General features: G+C 74.4%; 19 protein-coding genes and 1 riboswitch. Of the genes, 9 read left to right on the top strand and 10 right to left on the bottom strand.

From position 1 onward, the window contains the following. Window positions 1–10: 10 nt before the first annotated feature. Entirely contained in the window at window positions 11–1,324 is a 1,314-nt protein-coding gene (locus FB380_RS09245; RefSeq protein WP_229681843.1) for a sulfate adenylyltransferase subunit 1, read from the top strand. A gap of 43 nt (window positions 1,325–1,367) precedes the next feature. Continuing rightward, window positions 1,368–2,588, top strand: coding sequence for a CynX/NimT family MFS transporter (locus FB380_RS09240; protein WP_208382805.1), 1,221 nt, complete (start codon window positions 1,368–1,370; stop codon window positions 2,586–2,588). Here FB380_RS09240 and FB380_RS09235 read toward each other — a convergent pair. Continuing rightward, on the bottom strand, window positions 2,585–2,767 hold the full coding sequence (locus tag FB380_RS09235; protein ID WP_166754813.1) for a hypothetical protein: 183 nt from the start codon (window positions 2,765–2,767) through the stop codon (window positions 2,585–2,587). The two genes, FB380_RS09240 and FB380_RS09235, sit on opposite strands and share 4 nt — an antisense overlap. After that, complete coding sequence (locus FB380_RS09230; protein WP_208382804.1) at window positions 2,760–3,248, bottom strand: ATP-binding protein; 489 nt, start codon at window positions 3,246–3,248, stop codon at window positions 2,760–2,762. Before FB380_RS09230 ends, FB380_RS09235 begins: the two co-directional genes overlap by 8 nt. Window positions 3,249–3,447: 199 nt before the next feature. On the opposite strand from FB380_RS09230, the gene FB380_RS09225 reads away from it, so the two are divergent. Next, window positions 3,448–3,810: a hypothetical protein gene (locus FB380_RS09225; protein WP_166754812.1), complete on the top strand. Its 363-nt coding sequence runs from the start codon at window positions 3,448–3,450 to the stop codon at window positions 3,808–3,810. 38 nt (window positions 3,811–3,848) lie between these two features. Here the strand turns inward: FB380_RS09225 and hrpA are convergent, their stop codons facing one another. Beyond that, complete coding sequence (hrpA, locus tag FB380_RS09220) at window positions 3,849–7,850, bottom strand: ATP-dependent RNA helicase HrpA (protein ID WP_166754811.1); 4,002 nt, start codon at window positions 7,848–7,850, stop codon at window positions 3,849–3,851. Window positions 7,851–8,039: 189 nt separating this feature from the next. On the opposite strand from hrpA, the gene FB380_RS09215 reads away from it, so the two are divergent. Continuing rightward, window positions 8,040–8,558 carry a MarR family winged helix-turn-helix transcriptional regulator gene (locus FB380_RS09215; protein WP_166754810.1) on the top strand — a complete coding sequence of 173 codons (519 nt, stop codon included), beginning with the start codon at window positions 8,040–8,042 and terminating at the stop codon, window positions 8,556–8,558. Then, window positions 8,555–10,495: an MDR family MFS transporter gene (locus tag FB380_RS09210; protein ID WP_166754809.1), complete on the top strand. Its 1,941-nt coding sequence runs from the start codon at window positions 8,555–8,557 to the stop codon at window positions 10,493–10,495. Before FB380_RS09215 ends, FB380_RS09210 begins: the two co-directional genes overlap by 4 nt. Window positions 10,496–10,589: 94 nt before the next feature. Here the strand turns inward: FB380_RS09210 and FB380_RS09205 are convergent, their stop codons facing one another. From FB380_RS09205 to FB380_RS09195, 3 genes are all read right to left on the bottom strand, one after another. Further along, window positions 10,590–10,904, bottom strand: coding sequence for a DMT family transporter (locus FB380_RS09205; RefSeq protein ID WP_166754808.1), 315 nt, complete (start codon window positions 10,902–10,904; stop codon window positions 10,590–10,592). Window positions 10,905–10,914: 10 nt separating this feature from the next. Then, a riboswitch (guanidine-III (ykkC-III) riboswitch) is annotated at window positions 10,915–10,979 on the bottom strand. A 54-nt stretch (window positions 10,980–11,033) separates the two neighbouring features. Further along, a complete protein-coding gene (locus FB380_RS09200) occupies window positions 11,034–12,209 on the bottom strand; it encodes a zinc-dependent alcohol dehydrogenase (RefSeq protein ID WP_166754807.1) in 1,176 nt (391 codons plus the stop codon). After that, window positions 12,206–12,676, bottom strand: a complete 471-nt coding sequence (locus FB380_RS09195) for a hypothetical protein (protein ID WP_166754806.1) — start codon at window positions 12,674–12,676, stop codon at window positions 12,206–12,208. The genes FB380_RS09200 and FB380_RS09195 overlap by 4 nt, the downstream gene beginning before the upstream one ends. A 174-nt stretch (window positions 12,677–12,850) precedes the next feature. Between FB380_RS09195 and FB380_RS09190 the strand changes: the two genes are divergently transcribed. Further along, on the top strand, window positions 12,851–14,644 hold the full coding sequence (locus FB380_RS09190; RefSeq protein ID WP_166754805.1) for an acyl-CoA dehydrogenase: 1,794 nt from the start codon (window positions 12,851–12,853) through the stop codon (window positions 14,642–14,644). Window positions 14,645–14,722: 78 nt separating this feature from the next. On the opposite strand, the gene FB380_RS09185 is transcribed toward FB380_RS09190, so the two are convergent. After that, window positions 14,723–14,902, bottom strand: a complete 180-nt coding sequence (locus tag FB380_RS09185; protein ID WP_166754804.1) for a hypothetical protein — start codon at window positions 14,900–14,902, stop codon at window positions 14,723–14,725. 288 nt (window positions 14,903–15,190) lie between these two features. Here FB380_RS09185 and FB380_RS09180 point away from each other — a divergent pair, with 288 nt between their 5' ends. Further along, complete coding sequence (locus FB380_RS09180; protein WP_166754803.1) at window positions 15,191–16,231, top strand: YihY/virulence factor BrkB family protein; 1,041 nt, start codon at window positions 15,191–15,193, stop codon at window positions 16,229–16,231. Window positions 16,232–16,293: 62 nt separating this feature from the next. On the opposite strand, the gene FB380_RS09175 is transcribed toward FB380_RS09180, so the two are convergent. Then, window positions 16,294–17,043, bottom strand: coding sequence for an enoyl-CoA hydratase-related protein (locus FB380_RS09175; protein WP_166754802.1), 750 nt, complete (start codon window positions 17,041–17,043; stop codon window positions 16,294–16,296). 77 nt (window positions 17,044–17,120) lie between these two features. Beyond that, window positions 17,121–17,831, bottom strand: coding sequence for a hemerythrin domain-containing protein (locus tag FB380_RS09170; protein WP_166754801.1), 711 nt, complete (start codon window positions 17,829–17,831; stop codon window positions 17,121–17,123). 122 nt (window positions 17,832–17,953) lie between these two features. Between FB380_RS09170 and FB380_RS09165 the strand changes: the two genes are divergently transcribed. After that, window positions 17,954–18,172, top strand: a complete 219-nt coding sequence (locus tag FB380_RS09165) for a hypothetical protein (protein WP_166754800.1) — start codon at window positions 17,954–17,956, stop codon at window positions 18,170–18,172. 35 nt (window positions 18,173–18,207) lie between these two features. Beyond that, window positions 18,208–19,881 carry a bifunctional 3'-5' exonuclease/DNA polymerase gene (locus FB380_RS09160; protein ID WP_229681842.1) on the top strand — a complete coding sequence of 558 codons (1,674 nt, stop codon included), beginning with the start codon at window positions 18,208–18,210 and terminating at the stop codon, window positions 19,879–19,881. A gap of 72 nt (window positions 19,882–19,953) precedes the next feature. Here FB380_RS09160 and FB380_RS25945 read toward each other — a convergent pair whose 3' ends face one another. Then, a complete protein-coding gene (locus FB380_RS25945) occupies window positions 19,954–21,510 on the bottom strand; it encodes a flagellin N-terminal helical domain-containing protein (protein WP_166754799.1) in 1,557 nt (518 codons plus the stop codon). Window positions 21,511–21,545: the final 35 nt, after the last annotated feature.

The raw sequence follows: 21,545 nt of genomic DNA, 5'->3' as shown, positions 1-21,545 counted from the left end.
AGGCCGCCTGATGACCTCCGCCGAGGCCCCCACCCCGCACGTCGACCACCAGGCCGCGGTCGCCGAGCTGGTGAACACCCGCCGGGACATCCTGCGGATCGCCACCGCCGGCTCGGTCGACGACGGCAAGAGCACGCTGATCGGCCGGCTGCTGTACGACAGCAAGGCCGTGTTCGAGGACCAGTACGCGGCGATCGAGCGGGCCAGCCGCGGCGACTACGTCGACCTCGCGCTGCTCACCGACGGGCTGCGCGCCGAGCGCGAGCAGGGCATCACGATCGACGTCGCCTACCGGTACTTCAGCACCCCGCGGCGCACGTTCATCCTCGCCGACACCCCCGGGCACGTGCAGTACACCCGCAACATGGTCACCGGCGCCTCGACCGCCGACCTGGCGATCGTGCTGGTCGACGCCCGCAAGGGGATGGTCGAGCAGAGCCGCCGGCACGCCTTCCTCGCCTCCCTGCTGCGGGTGCCGCACCTGGTGGTCGCGGTGAACAAGATGGACCTGGTCGACTGGTCCGAGGACGTCTTCGAGGGCATCCGCGACGAGTTCACCGCCTTCGCCACCAAGCTCGAGGTGCCCGACCTCACGGTCGTCCCGATCTCCGCGCTGCAGGGCGACAACGTGGTGACCCGGTCGACGCACATGCCCTGGTACGAGGGCACCTCGCTGTTGCACCACCTGGAGCACGTGCACGTGGCCAGCGACCGGAACCTCGTCGACACCCGGTTCCCGGTCCAGTACGTGATCCGGCCGCAGTCCGACGCCTTCCACGACTACCGCGGCTACGCCGGCCGGGTCGGCGCCGGCGTGCTGCGCCCCGGCGACGAGGTGCAGGTGCTGCCCAGCGGGCTGACCACCACGATCACCGCGATCGACGGTCCGGACGGCCCGGTGGAGGCGGCCTTCCCGCCGATGTCGGTGACCGTGCGGCTGGCCGACGACCTGGACGTCTCCCGCGGCGACATGATCTGCCGCCCGCACAACGCCCCGCACGTCACCCAGGACCTCGACGCGCTGGTCTGCTGGATGGCCGACGCGCCGCTGACCCCGCGGATGCGGCTGGCCGTCAAGCACACCACCCGCACGGTGCGCGCGATGGTCAAGGAGCTGCAGTACCGGCTGGACGTCAACACCCTGCACCGGGAGACCGATGCGACCGGCCTGGGCCTCAACGACATCGGCCGGGTGCGGCTGCGCACCACCCAGCCGCTGTTCGTCGACGACTACCACCGCAACCGGGTGACCGGCCGCTTCATCCTGATCGACGAGGCGACCAACGCGACCGTCGGCGCCGGGATGCTCACCCCCGCAGGGTGACGGTCGACCGGCCGCGTCCGCACCGGGGCGGGGCCGTGGGGTGGTGACCGACGTCGCCGCACCGCGGGTCCGCTCGCGGGGCGCGGTGCTGCTGCTGGTCACGGCGATCGTCGTGGTCGCGCTCAACCAGCGACCGGCCGTGGTCGCGGTGGCCCCACTGCTGGGCGAGCTGCGGGCGGACACCGGCCTGAGCAGTGCGCTGGCCGGTCTGCTGACCGCGCTGCCGGTGCTCTGTTTCGGCGCGTTCGCCCCGCTCGCCCCCCGGCTGGCCCGCCGGATCGGCCTGGAGACGGCGGTGGCCGCCTCGCTCGTGCTGCTGGCCGCGGGCATCGCCCTGCGGCTGCTGCCCCCGGTCGCGCTCCTCTACGCCGGCAGCCTGGTGGCCGGCGCGGCGATCGCCATCGCGAACGTGCTGATGCCGGCCTACGTCAAACGGGAGTTCACCCGGCCCGGCGCGGTGATGGGCGCCTACTCCGCGTCGCTGAACGTCGGCGCGGCCGCCGCCGCGGGGCTCACCGTGCCGATCGGCGCGGCGCTGGGGGCGGAGTGGCGGGTGGCCCTCGCCTCCTGGCTGGTGCTGGCCGTGGCGGCGCTGGCGCTCTGGCTGCCGGTGGCCGGGGTCCGCGGCACCCGGACGACGCCGCCGGAGGCCAGCTCGTGGTCGCTGCTGCGGCAGCCGCTGGCCCGGCAGGTGACGGCCTACCTCGGCCTGCAGAGCGTGCAGTTCTACTCGTTCGCCGCGTGGTTGCCCACCCTGCTGGCCGACGCCGGGGTGCCGGTGCGGGAGGGCGGGCTGCTGCTGGCGGCCTCCAACGTCACCGGCGCGCTCGGGGCACTGCTGATCCCGGCCGCCGCCGGCCGGATGGCGGCCCAGCGGCCCCTGGTGGTCGGCGTCCTGGCCGCGTACGCCGTCGGGCTGGGCGGGCTGCTGCTCGCCCCGGCCAGCGGGACGCTGCTCTGGGTCGCGGTGTTCGGCGTCGCCCAGGGCGGCGGGTTCGCCCTGGCGCTGACGCTCATCGTGCTGCGCAGCCCGAGCCCGCTGGTGGCCGCCCGGCTGGGCGGGGTGGCCCAGTGCCTGGGATACCTGGTCGCCTCGACCGGCCCGGTGGTGCTGGGGGCCCTGCACGATGCGACGAGCGGGTGGACCTGGCCCCTGGTGCTGCTGATCGCGCTGCTGGCCCCGATGGTGTGGGCCGGCTGGGGTGCCGCGCGCGACGCCGTCCTGGACCCGGCAGGAACGAGGACGGCGTCGCGGGAGGACTAGGCCGTCGGGTCGGTCGCGGCGTCCGGCTGCGGGGCGTCCGCGGCCTCGCCGTTCCAGTCCTTGCCGGCCTCGTCGGCGTTCTCCGAGGCGCTGTCGGTCTGCCCGGCGACGGTCTCCACCATCTCCTCGTCGGACAGGCCCTGCCCGGCGGGCTCGGTGTGGCTGGTCGGCTCACTCATGCGACGACTCCTTCGTCTGACGGTCGCGGTCCCCCGGACCGTCCCCGCCCTGCCCGGGCGGCAAACCCGCGGCAGCCCGGGCACCCCGGTCCCCGGCGGGCGGGAGCTCGAACCACACCCGCTTCCCGGTGCCCTGCGCCTCGCACCCCCACCGTTCCGCGATGGCCGCGACCAGCCGCATCCCCCGGCCCCGCTCCTCGGTGAGCGACAGCTCCCGGATCACCGGCATCACCGCGGAGCCGTCCCGCACGCCGACCCGCAGCACGGGGCCGGCCAGGCTCAGCTCCAGCGAGAGAACGTCACCACCGGCGTGGTCGACGACGTTGGCCACCAGCTCGGTGACCAGCAGCTCGGCGTCCTCCCGGTCCTGCGGCGCCTGCCAGGTCGCCAGCACCTCCCGCACCAGACGCCGGGCCAGCGGGACACTGCTCGGCTGCGGCGGCAGGTCGACGCTCGCGGTGAAGGAGGACACGGGGCTCATCTCGACAGGCCGGACTCCGGTTGTGCGCAACCGGCGAGCGCCACCCTCCCACCGGAGGTCGCGAAGCGCAATGCCCATTGCCTGTAATGCCCATTGCATGTCATGGTCATTGCACGCAAGGACCGTTCAGTCCGGTAGTCTGCAACCGACCTCGCGAGCCGACCGGCTCCCTGCACCGACGCCCGAGGGGGCCGACGGCGTGACCGAGACCGGCGGACCGTCCGACGACGCCGCCACGACCGCCCTGCGCACACTGCTCACCGAGCTGGACTCCTGCACCGCCCAGCTCGAGCAGGCGAAGGCGCGGGCCGAGACGCTGCTCGCGGCCCGCGCGTCCGGCCGGACCTGGCAGGACGTCGTCGGCTCGGAGCCGCGACCGTTGGTCGTGGAGCGGATCAGCTCCGTGCTGGCCACCCTCTCCACCGCCGGGCACGCCTGGCGGCGGGAGCAGGCGGCCGCCCTGCAGGCCGAGGACGTGAGCATCAACCGGATCGCGGCGATGTTCGGCGTGACCCGCCAGCGGATCTCCGCCCTGCTCCGGGAGGCCAACGACCCCGCCTGACCCGGGCCGCACGGCAGGGCGCGCAGGCGGTGGCGTCCTCAGGCGCTGATCGCGTCGATCGCCTTGTAGACCCGCTGCTCGGAGATCGGCCGGGGCGTGCCGACGGTCTGCGCGAACAGCCCCACCCGCAGCTCCTCGATCATCCAGCGCACCCGGGTGACCGGGTCGTCCGGCGCCCCGGACGGCGGGGACGCCGCACGCAGCTGCGCGTACTCCGCCGCCACCGCGGCCACCTGCGCGGTCCACAGCTCGTCGCGGGCGGCGTTGGCCGGCAGCTTCTCCAGCCGGTGGGCCATGGCGGTCAGGTACCGCACCAGGTCCGGCAGCCGGCGACGGCCGGCGGTCGCGACGAACCCGCGGTGCAGCAGCCCGCCCATCTGGGCGCGCAGGTCGGCGATCGCCGCCTCCGGCACCCGGCGTCCCGGCGCGGCACCGATGGCGATCGCGACCTCGCGGGCCTGGGTCAGCACCGCCTCCACCCGGCGGACGGCGTCGGAGGTCAGCGGCAGCAACTGCTCCCGCGCCGAGGCGACCAGCGCGGTGAACGCGGCCTCGGTGCGCGGCGGTCCCCCGGCTGCGGCGATGAGCTCGTCGGCGGCGGCGTCCACGCAGTCGGCCACCAGGTCGGGGATCTCGCCGTCCGGGTTGAACTGCAGCGCCAGCCGGCTGCGCGGGCCCAGCCCCTTGACCACCTGCTTGACCGGCGCCCCGGCGACCAGCACCAGCAGCCGCCGCGCGCCGCGCCAGCCCAGCCGGGTCGCTTCGGCCTGGGTGGCCACCACCCGGACGCCGACCGTCTCGCCCTCGTCGACCAGCGCCGGGAAGGCCGTGACGACGTGCCCGCCGCGCTGCACCTCCACCGTCGCGGGCAGGTCACCGAAGGTCCAGCCGGTCTGGCCGGTGCGCTCGTAGGTGGAGGCCGCCCGCGCCAGGCTCGCCCGGGCCTGCGGTGCCACCTCGGCCCGCAGCGCGGTCAGGTCCTTGCCCTGGGCCAGCGGGCGCTGCTGGTCGTCGAGCACCCGGAAGGTCGCCCGCAGGTGGGCGGGCACCTCGGCCGGCTGCCAGGCGTCCGGCGGGATGACGACCGAGGTCGCCCGGCGCAGCTCACGTTCCAGCGCCGGCAGCAACGGCTCGGTGGGCTCGATGTGCGGCAGCACCTCGCGCACCCGGTCGGGGATCGGCACGAGGCCGCGGCGCAGCTGCTTGGGCAGCGAGCGCAGCAGCTCGGTGACCAGCTCGGCCCGCTGCCCGGGCACGGTGAACGCCAGTGACTCCCCCGACGTCGCGGCCAGGGTGTCCAGCACGCCCAGCGGGACGTCGACGGTGACGCCGTCCTCGGCCGCGCCGGGGGCGAACGCGTAGGACAGCGGCAGGGTCAGCCCCTGGGTCAGGTGCACCTCGTCCGGGTAGTCCTCGGCCTGCACCTGGCCGGCGGCCGCGGCGTTGGTGAGCATTTCCGGGGTGAAGGTCAGCAGGTCCGCACGACTCCGCCGGGCCTCCTTCCACCAGCGGTCGAAGTGCCGGGTGGAGACGACGTCGGCGGGCACCCGGGCGTCGTAGAGCTCGAACACCGTCTCGTCGTCGACCCGGATGTCGCGCCGGCGGGCCCGCTCCTCGAGCTCGGCGACCCGCTCGATCGCGGCCTGGTTCTCCGCCCAGAACCGGTGGTGCGTCGTCCACTCGCCCTGCACGAGGGCGTGCCGGATGAACAGCTCCCGGGAGACGACCGGGTCGATCGAGCCGTACTGCACCCGCCGGCCCACCACCAGCGGCAGGCCGTAGAGCGTGACCCGCTCGGTGGCGACGACCGAGCCGCGCTTGGCGTCCCACCGCGGTTCGCTGTACTGCCGGTGCACCAGGTGGTCGGCCAGCCGCTCGACCACCTCGGGGTCGATCCGGGCGACCGTGCGGGCGAAGAGCCGGCTGGTCTCGACCAGCTCGGCGGCGACCACCCAGCGCGGCGGCTTCTTCGCCAGCGGGGTGCCCGGGGCGATCACGAACCGGGTGTTGCGGGTGCCCAGGTACTCGCGGCCGGGCCGGCCCGGCTTGCCGCTGCGGTCCTTCACCGGCTCGGCCTGCATGCCGACCTGGGAGAGCAGGCCGGCCAGCAGGGACGCCGTCACCCCGCGCTCGTCGGGGGCCGGGGCCAGCGTGCCGGTGGTCATGCCCAGCCGGCGCGCGGTGCTGCGCAGCTGGCCGTGCAGGTCCTGCCACTCGCGGATCCGCAGGTAGTGCAGGAACTCCTTCTTCACCGTGCGCCGGAACTGGTTGCCCGACAGCTCCTCGGCCCGCTCCGCCAGGTACTGCCAGAGGTTGAGCAGGGCGAGGAAGTCGGAGTTCTCGTCGGCGAAGCGCCGGTGCAGCTCGTCGGCGGCCTGCTGGTGCTCGGCCGGGCGCTCCCGGACGTCCTGCACCGTGAGGCCCGCGGCGATGACCAGCACCTCCTCCAGCACCCCGCGCCGGTCGGCCTCCACGACCATCCGGGCGATCCGCGGGTCCAGCGGCAGCGCGGCCAGCGCCCGGCCGGTCTCGGTGAGCTTCCCCGCGCCGTCCAGGGCGGCGAGCTCCTCCAGCAACGCGAGGCCGTCGGCGACGGCGCGCCGGTCCGGCGGGTCGATGAACGGGAAGTCGGCGACGTCGCCGAGGTCGAGCGAGGCCATCTGCAGCAGCACCGAGGCGAGGTTGGTGCGCAGGATCTCCGGGTCGGTGTACTCCGGCCGGGCGTCGAAGTCCTCCTCGGTGTACAGCCGGATCGCGATGCCCTCGCTGGTGCGCCCGCACCGGCCCGAGCGCTGCCGGGCCGAGGCCTGGCTGACCGGCTCGATCGGCAGCCGCTGCACCTTGGTGCGATGGCTGTACCGGGAGATCCGCGCGGTGCCCGGGTCGACGACGTACTTGATGCCGGGCACCGTCAGCGACGTCTCGGCGACGTTGGTGGCCAGCACGATCCGCCGTCCGGTGTGCGCCTGGAAGACCTTGTGCTGGTCGGCGGCCGACAGCCGGGAGTACAGCGGCAGGACGTCGATGGGCGTGCCGTTGCGCTCCGTCGTCCCGGCGAGCGCCTCGGCGGTGTCCCGGATCTCGCGCTCGCCGGCGAGGAACACCAGGACGTCGCCCGGCCCCTCGGCGACCAGCTCGGCGCAGGCGTCGACGATCGCGGAGACCTGGTCGCGGTCCGGGTCGGCCTCCGGGTCGTCGGGGTCGATGACCGGCCGGTAGCGGACCTCGACCGGATAGGTCCGCCCGCTCACCTCGACGACCGGCACCTCCGCGCCGCCCTGACCACCAGAATGGCCATCTTGGTGGTCGAGGGGGGCGGCGCGGCCGGTGAAGTGCTTGGCGATCCGGTCGACGTCGATGGTCGCCGAGGTGATGACCAGCTTCAGGTCCGGACGGCGGGGCAGCAGCCGGGCGAGGTAGCCCAGCAGGAAGTCGATGTTGAGGCTCCGCTCGTGGGCCTCGTCGATGATGATCGTGTCGTACTGGCGCAGCATCCGGTCGCGCTGCACCTCGGCCAGCAGGACGCCGTCGGTCATCAGCTTGACCAGCGTGCGGTCGCCGACCTCGTCGGTGAACCGGACCTTCCAGCCGACGGTCTCGCCCAGCGGGGAGCCGATCTCCTCGGCGATCCGCTCGGCCACCGTGCGGGCGGCCAGCCGCCGCGGCTGGGTGTGGCCGATCCGGCCGCGCACCCCGCGGCCCAGCTCGAGCAGGATCTTCGGCAGCTGGGTGGTCTTCCCCGAGCCGGTCTCACCGGCCACCACGACCACCTGGGAGTCGCGCAGCGCGGCGGCGATGTCCTCGCGGCGCTGGCTGACCGGCAGCTCCTCCGGGTAGCTGACCACCGGGACGGCGGCGCGGCGGCGGGCGATGCGCTCCTCGGCGGTGGCGACGTCCGCCGCGATCTGCTCCTGCTGGCGGGCGCGGGCGGCCGGGTCCTTGGTGCGCCGGGTGCCGTCGAGCCGCCGGCGGAGCCGGTGCTCGTCGGCGAGGGTGAGTGCGGACAGCCGGGACCGGAGGTCGTCGTGCGGGGTGGTCACGGGGTGCTCGCAGTTCCTCGAGGACGGGGGCGACCTCCCAGGGTCTCACCTCCCGGGTCACCGTCGCAGGCGTCACACTGTGTGCAAGCTGCAACTGGTTGCGTGTATGGCGCAACGGATTGTATGGTGCAACCGTTCTCCCGGCGCACCGTCGCGCTGCCCAGCCCCGCCGCGACCCCCGGAGCACCGATGACCGACCTCGCCCCAGACCTGGACCAGGGGGCCGCCCTGGGCGACGAGCTCGCCCGGCTGATGCGGGTGATGCACGCGCTCAAGGCCCAGGCCACCGACGGTTCCGGCCCGGACGCCCGGGAGCGGGCCGCCCACGTGCTGCTGTTCCCGCTGACCCGGCTGGGCCCGCTCCGCCAGGGCGCGCTCGCCGAGGTGGTCCACGCCGACCCCTCCACGGTCAGCCGGCACGTCACGCTGCTCGTCGACCAGGGGCTGGTCCGCCGGGTGGCCGACGAGCGCGACGGCCGGGCCAGCCGGCTCATCGTGACCCCCGCCGGCGAGGCCGCCCTGGAGCGGCTGCGCGAGGAGCGCAACACCCACCTGGCGCAGGCCACCTCCGGCTGGACCCCCGCCGAGCTGGACTCCTTCACCGCCGCCCTGCAGCGGTTCGTCCAGGACCTCACCGACCACCTCCCCACCCTGGGCGCCCCCGCTGGCAGCGCCAGGGACGACAGCGAGAAGAAGAAGGACCGATGACCCAGACCAGCGACCGCGCCACCGGCGCCGAACGCCAGAGCGCCCGGGCCGCCGCGGCGGCGCCCGACGACTCCGGGGCGTTCACCCACCGCCAGATCATGACGATCCTGGGCGGCCTCCTGCTCGGCATGTTCCTCGCCGCGCTGGACCAGACCGTGGTCTCCACGGCGATCCGCACGATCGCCGACGACCTGAACGGCTACGACCTGCAGGCGTGGGCGACCACGGCCTTCCTGATCACCTCGACGATCACCACGCCGCTCTACGGCAAGCTGAGCGACATGTACGGCCGGCGGCCGTTCTACCTCTTCGCGATCGCCGTGTTCGTGATCGGCTCGATGCTCTGCGGCCTGGCCGACTCGATGTACCAGCTGGCCGTCTACCGGGCGATCCAGGGCATCGGTGCCGGTGGGCTGATGTCGCTGGCGCTGGCGATCATCGCCGACATCGTGCCGCCGCGGGAGCGCTCGAAGTACCAGGGCTACTTCATGGCCGTCTTCGGCACCTCCAGCGTGCTGGGCCCGGTCATCGGCGGGTTCCTCGCCGGCCAGTCCTCGATCCTGGGCATCACCGGCTGGCGCTGGATCTTCTACGTCAACGTGCCGCTGGGCCTCCTGGCGTTCGCCGTCGTCTTCAAGGTGCTGCACCTGCCGCACACCAAGCGCGAGCACCGGATCGACTTCCCCGGCGCGCTGGCGCTGATCACCTTCCTGGTGCCGCTGCTGATCGTCGCCGAGCAGGGCCGCACGTGGGGCTGGGCCAGCACCGGGGCGCTGGTCTGCTACGCCCTCTCCGCGGTCGGGTTCGTGCTCTTCGTGCTCGCCGAGCGGGCCTACCGGGACGACGCCCTGCTGCCGCTGCGGATGTTCGCCAACCGCACGTTCGCGGTGAGCAGCCTCAGCAGCGTGGTGCTCGGCGCCGGCATGTTCGGTGGCATCCTGCTGCTGCCCCAGTACCTGCAGATCGTGCACGGCTCCAGCCCCACGGTCGCCGGGCTGCAGATGATCCCGCTGGTCATGGGGATCATGACCGGCTCGATCATCGCCGGCCAGGTCATCGCTCGGACCAGCGTCTACAAGCCCTTCCCCCTGGTCGGCGTGGTCTTCATCGTGACCGCGCTGGTGTCCCTGTCGTTCATCGTCGGCGCGGACACCTCGGTCTGGGCGATGTTCCCCTTCATGCTGCTGCTGGGGCTGGGCCTGGGCTTCAACTTCCAGCCGGTCATCCTGGCGGTGCAGAACGCGGTGAGCCCGCGGGAGATCGGGGTCGCCACCTCCTCGGTGACGTTCTTCCGCCAGATGGGCGGCACGCTGGGGACGGCGGTCTTCCTGTCCGTGCTGTTCACCCGGCTGCCCACCGACATCGGCAGCCGGGTCTCCGACGCCGCGGCGGCCGACCCGGCGCTGGCCCCGCAGCTGCAGGCGGCGGCCGGCAACGCGGCCGACCTGTCGGACACCTCCTTCATCCAGGAGCTGCCCAGCGCCGTGGCCCTGCCGTTCAAGGCCGGGTTCGCCGACTCGATCGACCTGGTGTTCCTGATCGCCGCCGGCGTGGTCGCCCTCGGGTTCTTCGTGCTGCTCTTCCTGCCCCAGCTGGAGCTGCGCACCCAGTCCGGCATCCAGGCCCAGCAGGCCGGCGCCCGCGAGGTCACCGACGACCCGGCCACCGCGACGGCACACGCCGCGGGTGTCGCGGCACCGACGTCGGTGGAGCCGCCGGTCGACGACGCCGACCGCACCGACCGGCGTCTGGACGGCGACCGGGTCGCCGCACCGGCTGCCGGTGCAACGGGGTCGGCCGGCGGCCGGCACGAGGCCGCGGACCCGGACGGGGACCAGCCGGAGGGCGGCCGGCACGAGGCGACCGCCGGTCAGCCCAGCGGGCTGGCGAGCGTGCCCGCCGACCACCTGCCCGACGGGGTCCGCGGCCGGCACTGACCGCTCCCCCACGCGCCCCGGGCGCTGTGCACGTGCTCCGGCACGGGCACAGCGCCCGTCGTGCGTCCGGTGGGGTCGGGGGCGTGCGGCGCGGTCAGTGGGTGAGCTTGAGCCCGACGACGCAGCCGACGATGCCGGCCAGCAGCAGCACCCGGACGACGGAGACCGGCTCCTCCCCCGACCACATCGCCCAGCCGGCGGTCAGCGCCGCACCGATGCCCACCCAGACGGCGTAGGCGGTGCCGATGGGCAGGCCGCGCATCGCGTAGGCGAGTCCGGCCATGCTCCCGGCCAGGCCGACGGCGAACACCACGGTCGGCACGAGCCGGGAGAAGCCCTCGGACCGGCCGAGGGCGGTGGCCCAGACGGCCTCGAGCACGCCGGAGAGGACGAGGACGAGCCAGTACACCGGACCTCCTGGTACACCGTCTTGTCGCTGTCCGGGTACGGCGTGCTCGTCCGGGAGCCCGGTGCCGGGCCCGCCCCCAGCCTGACACGGCCGGGGACGGGCCCCTCAGCTGCCCCGGGGGAGTTCCGCTCAGCTGCCGGGGGTGAAGACGGCCCGCACGCAGCCGTCCTCCTTGTCCTTGAACATCTGGTAGCCGCGGGGCGCCTCGCTCAGCGGCAGCACGTGGGTGGCCAGGTGCTCGGTGACCAGCTCTCCCCGCTCCATCCGCTCCAGCAGCTCGGGGATGTAGCGCTGGGCGTGCACCTGGGCCCCGCGCATGGTGATGCCCTTGTTCATCAGCGCGCCCAGCGGGAACTTGTCCACCATCGCGGCGAAGACCCCGAGGGTGAAGATGCTCCCGCCCTTGCGGCAGGCCATGACCGCCTCACGGAGCGCGGTGGGCCGGTCGGTCTGCAGCCGCAGCTGCTGCTTGACCTGGTCGTAGACGCCCGCGGCACCGGAGCTGTGCGCCTCCATGCCGACCGCCTCGATGCAGACGTCGGGGCCGCGACCACCGGTGCGCTCCCGCAGCTCGGCGAGGACGTCGGTGCTGGAGTAGTCGATGGCCTCGGCACCCACGTGCTCCCGCACCTGCTGGAGCCGCTCGGGGATGCGGTCGACGACGACCACCTGCTCGGCACCGAGCAGCATCGCGGCCCGCGCCGCCATCTGCCCGACCCCGCCGCCGCCCCAGACGGCCACCACGTCGCCCGGCTTCGTGCCGGCCAGGTCGGCGCCCATCCAGCCGGTCGAGGCCGCGTCCGAGGCGAACAGCGCCCGGGTGTCGGAGACGCCCTCGGGGACGACGAACGTGCCGACGTCGCCGTAGGGCACCCGGAGGTACTCCGAGTGGCTGCCGGCGTAGCCGCCCATGGCGTGGGAGTACCCGAGGCAGCCGCCGGGGCTCTGGCCCCACAGCCCCTCGGTGATCCCGGGGTGGGCGTTGCCGTTGTCGCACAGCGAGTACTGCTCCTGCTTGCAGTACCAGCAGTTGCCGCAGGCGGCGAACGGTGCGCCGACGACCCGGTCGCCGACCTTGCGGTCGCGCACCGCGGACCCGACCTCCACGACCTCGCCGAGGAACTCGTGGCCCAGCACGTCACCGGCCCGCATGAAGGGGATGTAGCCACCCAGCAGGTGCAGGTCCGACCCGCAGGTGACCGACTGCTTGATCTTCAGGATCACGTCGTGGTCGTTGAGCAGCGTGGGCTCGGGCACCTCCTCGACGGAGACCTCGTTGACGCCGGTCCAGGTCGCGGCCTTCACAGCACGCCCTCCTTCGCTGCTCGCTCGTCCATCCCGTCCAGGACCTTGCCCTGCGGGGTCTTGGCGCGGTGACCGTGCGGCTGGGGCTCGTTCCGCAGCACCTCACCGGTCTCGATCCGCTGCTTGGCCTCCCGCAGCGCCGAGCGCAGCTCGCCCAGCTCGTCCTCCCCGGCCCGGTGCCGGAAGCGGGCGGCCAGCTCGGCGCCGCGCTCGCCCGGGGCCGGGGTCACCCGGATCTCCACCCGGTCCCCGAACCGGGCCAGCGGCTCCGGGGTCCTGGTCCGCAGCTGCTCGGGGTCGGTGAGCACGGTGACCGCTCTCCAGCGCCGCGCGGCGGTCTCCGGGTCGTCGGTGGCCGAGGCCTGCCCGACACCGGGGAGCCGGACGTGCTGGAGCTGCTTGAGCGCGCCGCTGCCGGCCTCGGAGGCCAGCCCGGCCGCACGGGCCAGGATGTCTGAAAGGGGCATGGTCGCCCACGTACCCGGAGCCGCCGGGTGCCCAACCCCGCACAGTGCGACACGCTGCACGAGGGTCCGCGAAGGCTGGTCACCGAGCACCGTCGACGTCCAGCGGTGGGCGCCTAACCTGGGAGGGGGCCGGCCGCCCGCCCCACCGACACCGCCGTCGTCCTAGGAGCCCCCGTGCGCTCGTCGCTCGTCCTGTCCCCCCGTGACCTCGAGTTCCTGCTGCACGAGTGGCTGCAGGTCGAGAGCCTGACCAAGCGGGAGCGGTACGCCGAGCACTCGCGGGAGACGTTCGACGCCGTCCTGGAGCTGGCCGAGCAGATCGCCACCGAGCAGTTCGCGCCGCACAACCGGAAGGCCGACGAGAACGAGCCGCACGTCGTCGACGGCAAGGTCGTGCTGATCCCGGAGGTGGCGGCGGCACTGCGGGTCTTCGCCGAGGCGGGGATGAACGCGGCCGCGCTGCCCGAGGAGCTCGGCGGGCTGCAGCTGCCGGCGGTGGTGAACCAGGCGGTGCACGTGTGGTTCCAGGCCGCCAACATCGGCACCTCGGCCTACCCGTTCCTGACGATGGCCAACGCCAACCTGCTCGTCGCCCACGGCACGCCGGAGCAGGTGCAGACCTACGTGCCGCCGATGGCCGAGGGCCGCTGGTTCGGCACGATGGCGCTGTCGGAGCCGCAGGCCGGGTCGTCGCTGGCCGACATCACCACCCGCGCCGTCCCGCAGGACGACGGCAGCTACCGGCTGACCGGCAACAAGATGTGGATCTCGGCCGGTGACCACGAGCTGACCGAGAACATCGTCCACCTGGTGCTGGCGAAGGTGCCCGGCGGGCCGGCCGGGGTGAAGGGCATCTCGCTGTTCATCGTGCCGAAGTTCCTGGTGGCCGAGGACGGGTCGCTCGGCGAGCGGAACGACGTCGTCCTGGCCGGCCTGAACCACAAGATGGGCTACCGCGGGACGACGAACACGCTGCTGAACTTCGGGGAGGGCGTGCACACCCCCGGCGGGCAGCCCGGCGCCGTCGGCTTCCTGGTCGGCGAGCAGCACCGCGGGCTGACCTACATGTTCCACATGATGAACGAGGCGCGGATCGGCGTCGGGATGGGCGCCACCGGGCTGGGCTACACCGGGTACCTGCACGCCCTGGACTACGCCCGGGACCGCACCCAGGGCCGGCCGCTGACCGGCAAGGACCCGTCGGCGCCGCCGGTGCCGATCATCGAGCACCCCGACGTCCGGCGGATGCTGCTGGCCGGCAAGTCCTACGTCGAGGGCGGGCTGGCGCTGGGCCTGTACTGCGCCCGGCTGGTCGACGAGGAGCGCACCGCCGAGGAGGAGGCCGACCGGCAGCGGGCGCACCTGCTGCTGGAGATGCTGACCCCGATCGCCAAGAGCTGGCCCTCGCAGTGGTGCCTGGCCGCCGACGACCTGGCCATCCAGGTGCACGGCGGCTACGGGTACACCCGCGACTACCCGGTCGAGCAGTTCTACCGGGACAACCGGCTGAACCCGATCCACGAGGGCACCCACGGCGTCCAGGCGCTGGACCTGCTCGGGCGCAAGGTCGTCATGTCCGGCGGGGCGGGGCTGAGCCTGCTGGGCGAGACGATCGCGGCGACCACCGCACGGGCCGCCGGCACGCCGTGGGCCGACCTGGGTGAGCAGCTCGACGGCCTGGTGCAACAGCTCGGGGCGGTCACCGCGACGCTGTGGGGGCAGGGCGACCCGCAGGTGGCGCTGGCCAACGCCAGCGTCTACCTGGAGGCGGCCGGCCACGTCGTCGTCGGCTGGCTGTGGCTGGAGCAGGCCCTGGCCACCGAGGGCCGGGACGGCGACTTCTACACCGGCAAGCGGCAGGCCGCGCGGTACTTCCAGCGCTGGGAGCTGCCCAAGGTGGGCCCGCAGCTGGCCCTGCTGGCCTCGCTGGACACCACGGTGCTGGAGATGCGCAGCGACTGGTACTGAACGCGACGACGGCGGCCCTCCGGGAGGAGGACCGCCGTCGTCGGGCAGTTCAGCGGCGCCGGGTCGGGCGCCGGCGGGTCAGGAGACCGCGTTCGCAGGCAGCGGGCTCCGGGACTCCCCGACCGCGTGCCGAGTGCGCGCACCGGAGGCTGCGCGCTTCTCCGCCTCGTACCGCGCCGTGGACTGCGTGCCCATCGCGATCACCAGGGCCGTGAGGACCAGGAACCCGATCAGGCTCAGTGCCGGCCAGAACACCATCTGTCGCTCTCCATGCTTCTCGTCGAGGCTCGCCGGGACGCGCCCGGCGACTTCCGTCCGGGGTCCACTGCCCGGTCCCGCCCGCCGCGAACCCCGGCACACGCGATGTTCACCCGATCGAGGTGTGACGCTGCTCGCACGGGCCGTGGCAGGTGGGCCGACCGGCCGACCCCGCGCGGCACCCGGGACCGCCCGGTGCCGGTTTCTCTCCCGCTGGAGGAGTGCCGGGGGCCTCGCCGGGGCATCCAGCGCTCGACAATGACGGCGCCACACCCCCGGAGGCCACGAATGGCCGGAGCCAGTGCGCGCGACCCCCGCGAGGGGGCGCGCAGCGACACGGCGCAGCACGACCCGGAGCGAGACATCGCGCCGGACGACGACAACATCACGCACGAGCGGGCCGACTTCGCCCCGACCGGTGCGGACACGAAGACCACCACCGGCGGCACGCTCAAGCGCACGCTGAAGGAGTTCAGCGAGGACGGGCTGACCGACTGGGCGGCCACGCTGACCTACTACGGCGTGCTGGCGCTCTTCCCCGCCCTCGCCGCGCTGGCCTCGATCGTCGGCCTGCTCACTGATCCGGAAGAGCTGACCACCGCGCTCACCGAGGTCGTGCCCGAGCAGGCGGCCGACACGCTGAACCCGGTGATCGAGCAGGTCGCCGGCAGTTCCGGTGCGGCCGGGTTCGGCCTGGTCCTCGGTCTGTTCGGTGCCATCTGGTCGGCCTCGGGCTACGTCGGCGCCTTCACCCGGGCGGCCAACGTGGTCTACGAGACCCGCGAGGGCCGCAAGATCTGGAAGCTCAAGCCGCTGCAGCTGCTGGTCACGCTGATCGGCATCCTGTTCGCCGCGCTGATCCTGGCGATGCTGGTGCTCAGCGGCCCGGTGGTCGACGCCGTCGGCCAGGCGATCGGCCTGGGCGACACCGTGCTGACCATCTGGACCTGGATCAAGTGGCCGGTCATCCTGGTGCTGCTGGCCCTGATGATCGCGGTCCTCTACTACGCGACGCCCAACGCCAAGCTGCGTGGCTTCAAGTGGGTCAGCCCCGGCGCCGGCGTCGCCATCCTGGTGGCGGTCGTGGCCTCCGCGCTGTTCGCCTTCTACGTGGCGAACTTCAGCAGCTACAACGCCACCTACGGGGCGCTGGCCGGTGTGGTGATCTTCCTGATCTGGTTCTGGCTGATCAACCTCGCCCTGCTGTTCGGCATCGAGCTCGACGCCGAGATGGAGCGGACGACGGAGCTGAAGGCCGGCGTCCCGCGCGCGGAGAAGGAGATCCAGCTCGACGCCCGGGACGAGCCGAAGCGTCAGCAGACCACCTGATCGCACCCAGCAGGTCGTCCGACGGCCCCCGGTCCAGCTGGACCGGGGGCCGTCGTGCGTCCTCAGTCGGTCGGCCGGCGCATCGACCACATCTGCGCGGGGCGCTCGAACTGGGTGGCGATCTCCCAGCTGACCCCGGGCGGGCCGGTCTCCTTGCGGAAGTTGCCGACCGCCAGCCGGGCCAGGTCCGGGTCCCGGGCCACCCGGGCGGCGAGCTCCCGGGCCCGGTCCTCGACGGCGTCGTCGTCGTGGGTCTCCCAGGCCAGCCCCAGCCGCACCGCGGCCTCGCCGTCGAGCTCCTCGCCGAACAGCGCCATCGCCGCGGCCGCCTCCCGGCCGACGAGCCGGGACAGCAGGACGAAGTGCCCGCCCCCGGGGTGGATGCCGCGCTTGAGGAAGCCGCAGATCAGCCGGGCGTCGCGGGCCACGATGCGCAGGTCGGCGGCGAGCAGCATGTTCATCCCGGCGCCCACCGCCGAGCCACGCACGGCGGCGATCGTCGGCACCCGGACCTGGCCGAGCCGGAAGAAGGAGTCGTAGATGGCCCCCATCCCGGCGTAGGCGTCGGGCGCCGCCGGGTCGCGGCCGGCGTCGGTCAGGGTCTGCACGTCACCGCCGGCGCAGAAGGACCTCCCGACCGCCTGGACCACGAGGGCGCCGACGTCGTCCCGGCCGTCGACCTCGTCGAAGGTGGCGATCAGCTCGGCGGCCATCGCCGGGGTGAGCGCGTTGCGCCGCTGCGGGGCGTTGAGCGTGACGACGGCGACGCCGTCGGAGACCTCGAGCTGGACCTCGCCTGAGCTGCCGGACATGCGACTCCCTCGCGTCGTCGGCCGGCGGCGGTGCCGACCGTGTCCCTGCGATCAGACCACGCGGCCGGCGACGCCACTCACCGGCTGGTCGACTGGCCGCCGTCGCCGCGGCGGGCCGCCGGCACCCGCTCCACCCAGCCGGCGACGGTGGCCAGCCCGCGGCTGACCACCTGCCCGGCCGGGGCGACCCGGGCCGGGGCGTGCTGCACGCCCGCGTCGACCAGGTCACGGGTGCGGTCGAGCACCGACAGCGGGAGCCCGGAGAGGGCGTTGCCCGGGGGACGGCGGGACACGGTCGGGTGCGGCCGGGTCGGGGAGACCAGTCGCATGAGCTGCCACCGGCGGCCCAGCCGGCGCAGCTCCTCGACGTCCACGGCCGCCTGCAGGCGGGGGAACATCTCGTCCTCCTCGTCCCGCACGTCCTCCCGCAGCACCTGGACCAGTCGGGACAGCGCGGCGGCCCGGCGCGGGTCCTCGTGCGGGAGCGTCTCCAGCTCGCCGACCAGCTCGTTGACCTCCTGGTGCTCCTCCTCGACCTGGCGGGTCAGCGCATCGCCGTCGGGCAGCACCCGCCGGACCACCGGCCAGAGCACGGTCTCCTCGGCGAAGGCGTGGCTGAACACCAGCCGGTCGATCCGGCGCAGCACCCGCTCCTGCGCGGTGCCGGTGGTGCCGTCGAGCTCGTGCAGCAGCCGGTCCAGCTGCTCGTGGTCCGCGCGCTGGCGGGTGAGGACGCTGCCCGGCCCGCCGAGCTCCTCGACGGTCTGGTCGGCGATCGATCGGGACATCGGTGGCTCCTGCGGTGCGGCGGTGCGGCGTCCGTGGCTGGGACGGACCCGGCTCCTGCCCGGGACCGGTCCGTCCCATGCGCCGGCCGGGCCCCGCGGGCGCGGGTGGGAGAGTGGCGGCCATGGCGAACGTGATCGGGCGGGCCCGGCGGACGGCGCAGGACCCGGTGGGCGAGAAGCTGGCCGGGCCGCTGCACGCGGTCGACGCGGCCGTCGGCCGTCCGGCGATGGAGTCGCACGAGGACGTGCCGGCCCTGTGCGGCACGTACGTCCAGGTGGTGCCGGTGGAGGACGTGCCGGACGACACCGGCCTCTGCCCGGCCTGTCAGTACGGCAGCTGAGCGGTCGCGTCGTACCCGTCCCGCACACTGACGGGGTGAGCTCGGGCGGGCCGGCGCGGGACGGCGGCGTCCCGGAGCGGGTGCTGCTCGTGCGCCCGGCGCCCGGCAAGGTCCACGCCCAGCCGCTCTCCGGCGCCGGTGTTCCGGTGCGGCTGCCGGAGGCGGAGCTGCCCGGGTTCGTCCGGCAGCACCCCCACACCCGGTGGGTCTGGGACGACACCACCCGCTGGTACCCGCAGCTGCTGGCGGCCGGGGTGCGGGTGGAGCGATGCACGGACCTGCGGTTGAGCCGGGCGCTGCTGCGCCACTCCCCCTTCGTCGACCAGGCCTTCCTCGCCGGGGACGACGCCGCCGCCTGGGACGCGCTGGCGCCGGTCGCCGCCGAGGACCCTGCCCTCTTCGCCCTGGACGACCTGGCCGACCGGCTCGACCCGGGCGCCGAGCACGACCGGCAGCAGGCGGCCCTGGCCGCGGCGCCGCACCGCGGCCGGCTGGCCCTGCTGCTCGCCGCGGAGTCTTCCGGTGCCCTGGTGGCCGCGGAGATGACGCACGCCGGGCTGCCCTGGCGCGCCGACGTCCACGACCGGCTGCTGACCGAGCTGATGGGCCCACGGCCGCCGCGCGGGCAGCGGCCGGCGCAGCTGGAGCGGCTCGTGCCGGAGATCCGCGGCGCCCTGGGGGCGCCGCAGCTGAACCCGGACTCCCCCGGCGAGCTGCTCCGGGCGCTGCAGGCCGCGGGGCTGCCGGTCGCCGACACCCGGTCCTGGACGCTGGAGCAGCTGGACCACCCGGGCATCCCGCCGCTGCTGGAGTACAAGAAGCTGTCCCGGCTGCTGGCGGCGAACGGCTGGGCGTGGCTGGACAGCTGGGTGCGCGACGGCCGGTTCCGGCCCACCTACCTGCCCGGCGGGGTCGTCACCGGCCGGTGGGCGTCCTCCGGCGGCGGAGCGCTGTCGGTCCCGGCCCAGGTCCGTCCGGCGGCCGTCGCCGACGCGGGGTGGCGGTTCGTCGTCGCCGACGTCTCGCAGCTGGAGCCGCGCGTGCTGGCCGCGATGAGCGGCGACACCGCGATGGCCGGGGCCGCGCGGGCCCGGGACCTGTACCAGGCGATGGTCGACAGCGGCACCGTGCCCAGCCGCAGCGACGCGAAGCTGGGCATGCTCGGCGCGATGTACGGCGGCACCCGCGGCGAGAGCGGGCGGATGCTCCCCCGGCTGGCCCGCCGCTACCCGCGGGCCATCGGCCTGGTCGAGGAGGCCGCCCGGGCCGGCGAGCGGGGCGAGGTCGTGCACACCCTCCTCGGCCGCGGCTCGCCCCCGCCGACCGGCGCGTGGGCCGAGCGCTCCCTCGAACCGTCCGACGACGGCGTGCCGCCGGAGGACCGGGCCCGCGACCGGCGCGCCTGGGGCCGGTTCACCCGCAACTTCGTCGTCCAGGGCACCGGGGCGGAGTGGGCGCTGTGCTGGCTGGCCGACCTGCGCAACCGGCTCTGGCAGCTCGGGGACGCCGGGGAGCTCACCGACCGCCCGCACCTGGTGTTCTTCCTGCACGACGAGGTGGTGGTGCACACCCCCGCCGACCTCGCCGACGAGGTGACCGCGGCGGTGCGCCGGGCGGCGGCGGAGGCCGGCCGGCTGCTGTTCGGCTCGTTCCCGGTCGACTTCCCGCTCGACGTCTCGGTCGTCCAGTCCTGGGCCGACGCCTCCTAGGGGTCGGCGCAGGTCAGGGCTGCAGCAGGCTGAGGACGCGCTGGGCCGACGCCTCCTAGGGGTCGGCGCAGGTCAGGGCTGCAGCAGGCTGAGGACGCGCTGGGCCGACTGGTTCGCCTGGGCGAGCATCGCGGTGCCGGCCTGGATGAGCACCTGGCCGCGGGCGAAGCGGGTCATCTCCTGGGCCATGTCGGTGTCCCGGATCCGCGACTCGGCGGCCGTGGCGTTCTCCAGGGCCACCCCGAGCCTGCCGATCGTGTGCTCGAGCCGGTTCTGCACCGCCCCCAGCTCGGCCCGCTGTGCCGACACCAGCCCGATCGCCCGGTCCACGGCGCGGATCGCGGCCGGGGCGCCGGTGGCGGGGCGGTACACCGGGCTGGCTGCGGCCACCTCCTCCGCCGTCGCGTCGTCGGCGGGCACGGGACCGCGGAACACGACGTCCTCGCCGACCACCGTGAAGGAGTCCCCGCTGGTGAGGCCGGCCGCCTGCGCCGCGGCGCCCAGCTGCGCCAGCGCCTCCGCGGTGGAGACCACCTGGTCGCCGGTGGTGTCGACGAGGCGCACCCGGCCCAGGTCCAGGCCGCGGCCGCCGACGGACACCGTGCCGGTGAGCCGGCCGAGCTGGCCGCCCGCGGCGGCGCCGAGCAGGACGAGCGAACCGGCCGCCGGGCTGTCCGGGGGCAGCGCGGGCACCGTCGACACGGTCACCGGCGGTGCGCCGGTCGCCGGGGCGTACGCCGGGGTGGCCGCGGCCAGGTCCGCCGTCGTTGCGTCGGCAGCGGGCAGCGGGCCGCGGAAGAGGAGGTCGTCGCCGTCGTCCAGGAACGGGTCGTGCGGCCAGCCGAAGCCGGCGGCCCGCGCGGCGGCGTTCAGCTGGGTCACGGCCTCCGCGTTGGGAACGCCGTCGCCCTCCGGGTCGGGGTGGACCACCGCGCCGAGGTCGAGGCTGAGGCCGTCGAGGGAGATGGTGCCGGTGAGCGAGGCGACGCCGCCGGCCACGAGCGTCACGCCCTCGAAGACCAGCGCGGCGGCGGTCGGGCTGTCCGTGCCGTCCGGCCCCATCGCCCGGGTGGCCCGCACCGCCGGTTCGCCCCGGGTCACGTCGACGTCGGCCAGCCCGAGCGCCACGGCGTCCGTGCCGGTGCCCAGGCGCAGCCCGATCGTCTCGCCCACCCCGGCGCCCACCTGGAAGAGCCGGTCCCAGGTGCCGTCCAGCAGGGCGTTGCCGTGCGAGGTGGTGGTGCCGGCGATCCGGTCCAGCTCGTCCCGCAGCCGGCCGAGCTCGGCCTGGACGGCGGACCTGCCCGCGGCGTCCACCGCCCCGTCGTTGGCCGCCCGGACGGCGAGGTCGCGCATGCGCTGCAGGATCGCGGCGCTCTCCTGCAGCGCGCCCTCCGCCGTCTGCAGCACGCTGATGCCGTCGCGGGCGTTGCGGAGCGCCTGGACCGTCCCGCCGATCCGGGACCGCAGTCCCTCGGAGACGGCCAGCCCGGCGGCGTCGTCGGCCGCCCGGTTGATCCGGAGGCCCAAGGAGAGCCGCTCGAGCGACGTGCGCAGCGCCTGGTCGTTCGTCGCCAGCACCCGGGCGGCGCTCCTGGCCGCGCTGCCGGTGGTGACGGTGAGACCCACGCTGTCCCCTCATGGCCGGACGGACCGCCGCAGCC

The organism is Modestobacter marinus, from assembly GCF_011758655.1.
GTDB lineage: Bacteria > Actinomycetota > Actinomycetes > Mycobacteriales > Geodermatophilaceae > Modestobacter > Modestobacter marinus.
The sequence above is the reverse complement of the archived record's forward strand: the minus strand, read 5'-3'. Positions and strand labels throughout refer to the sequence as shown.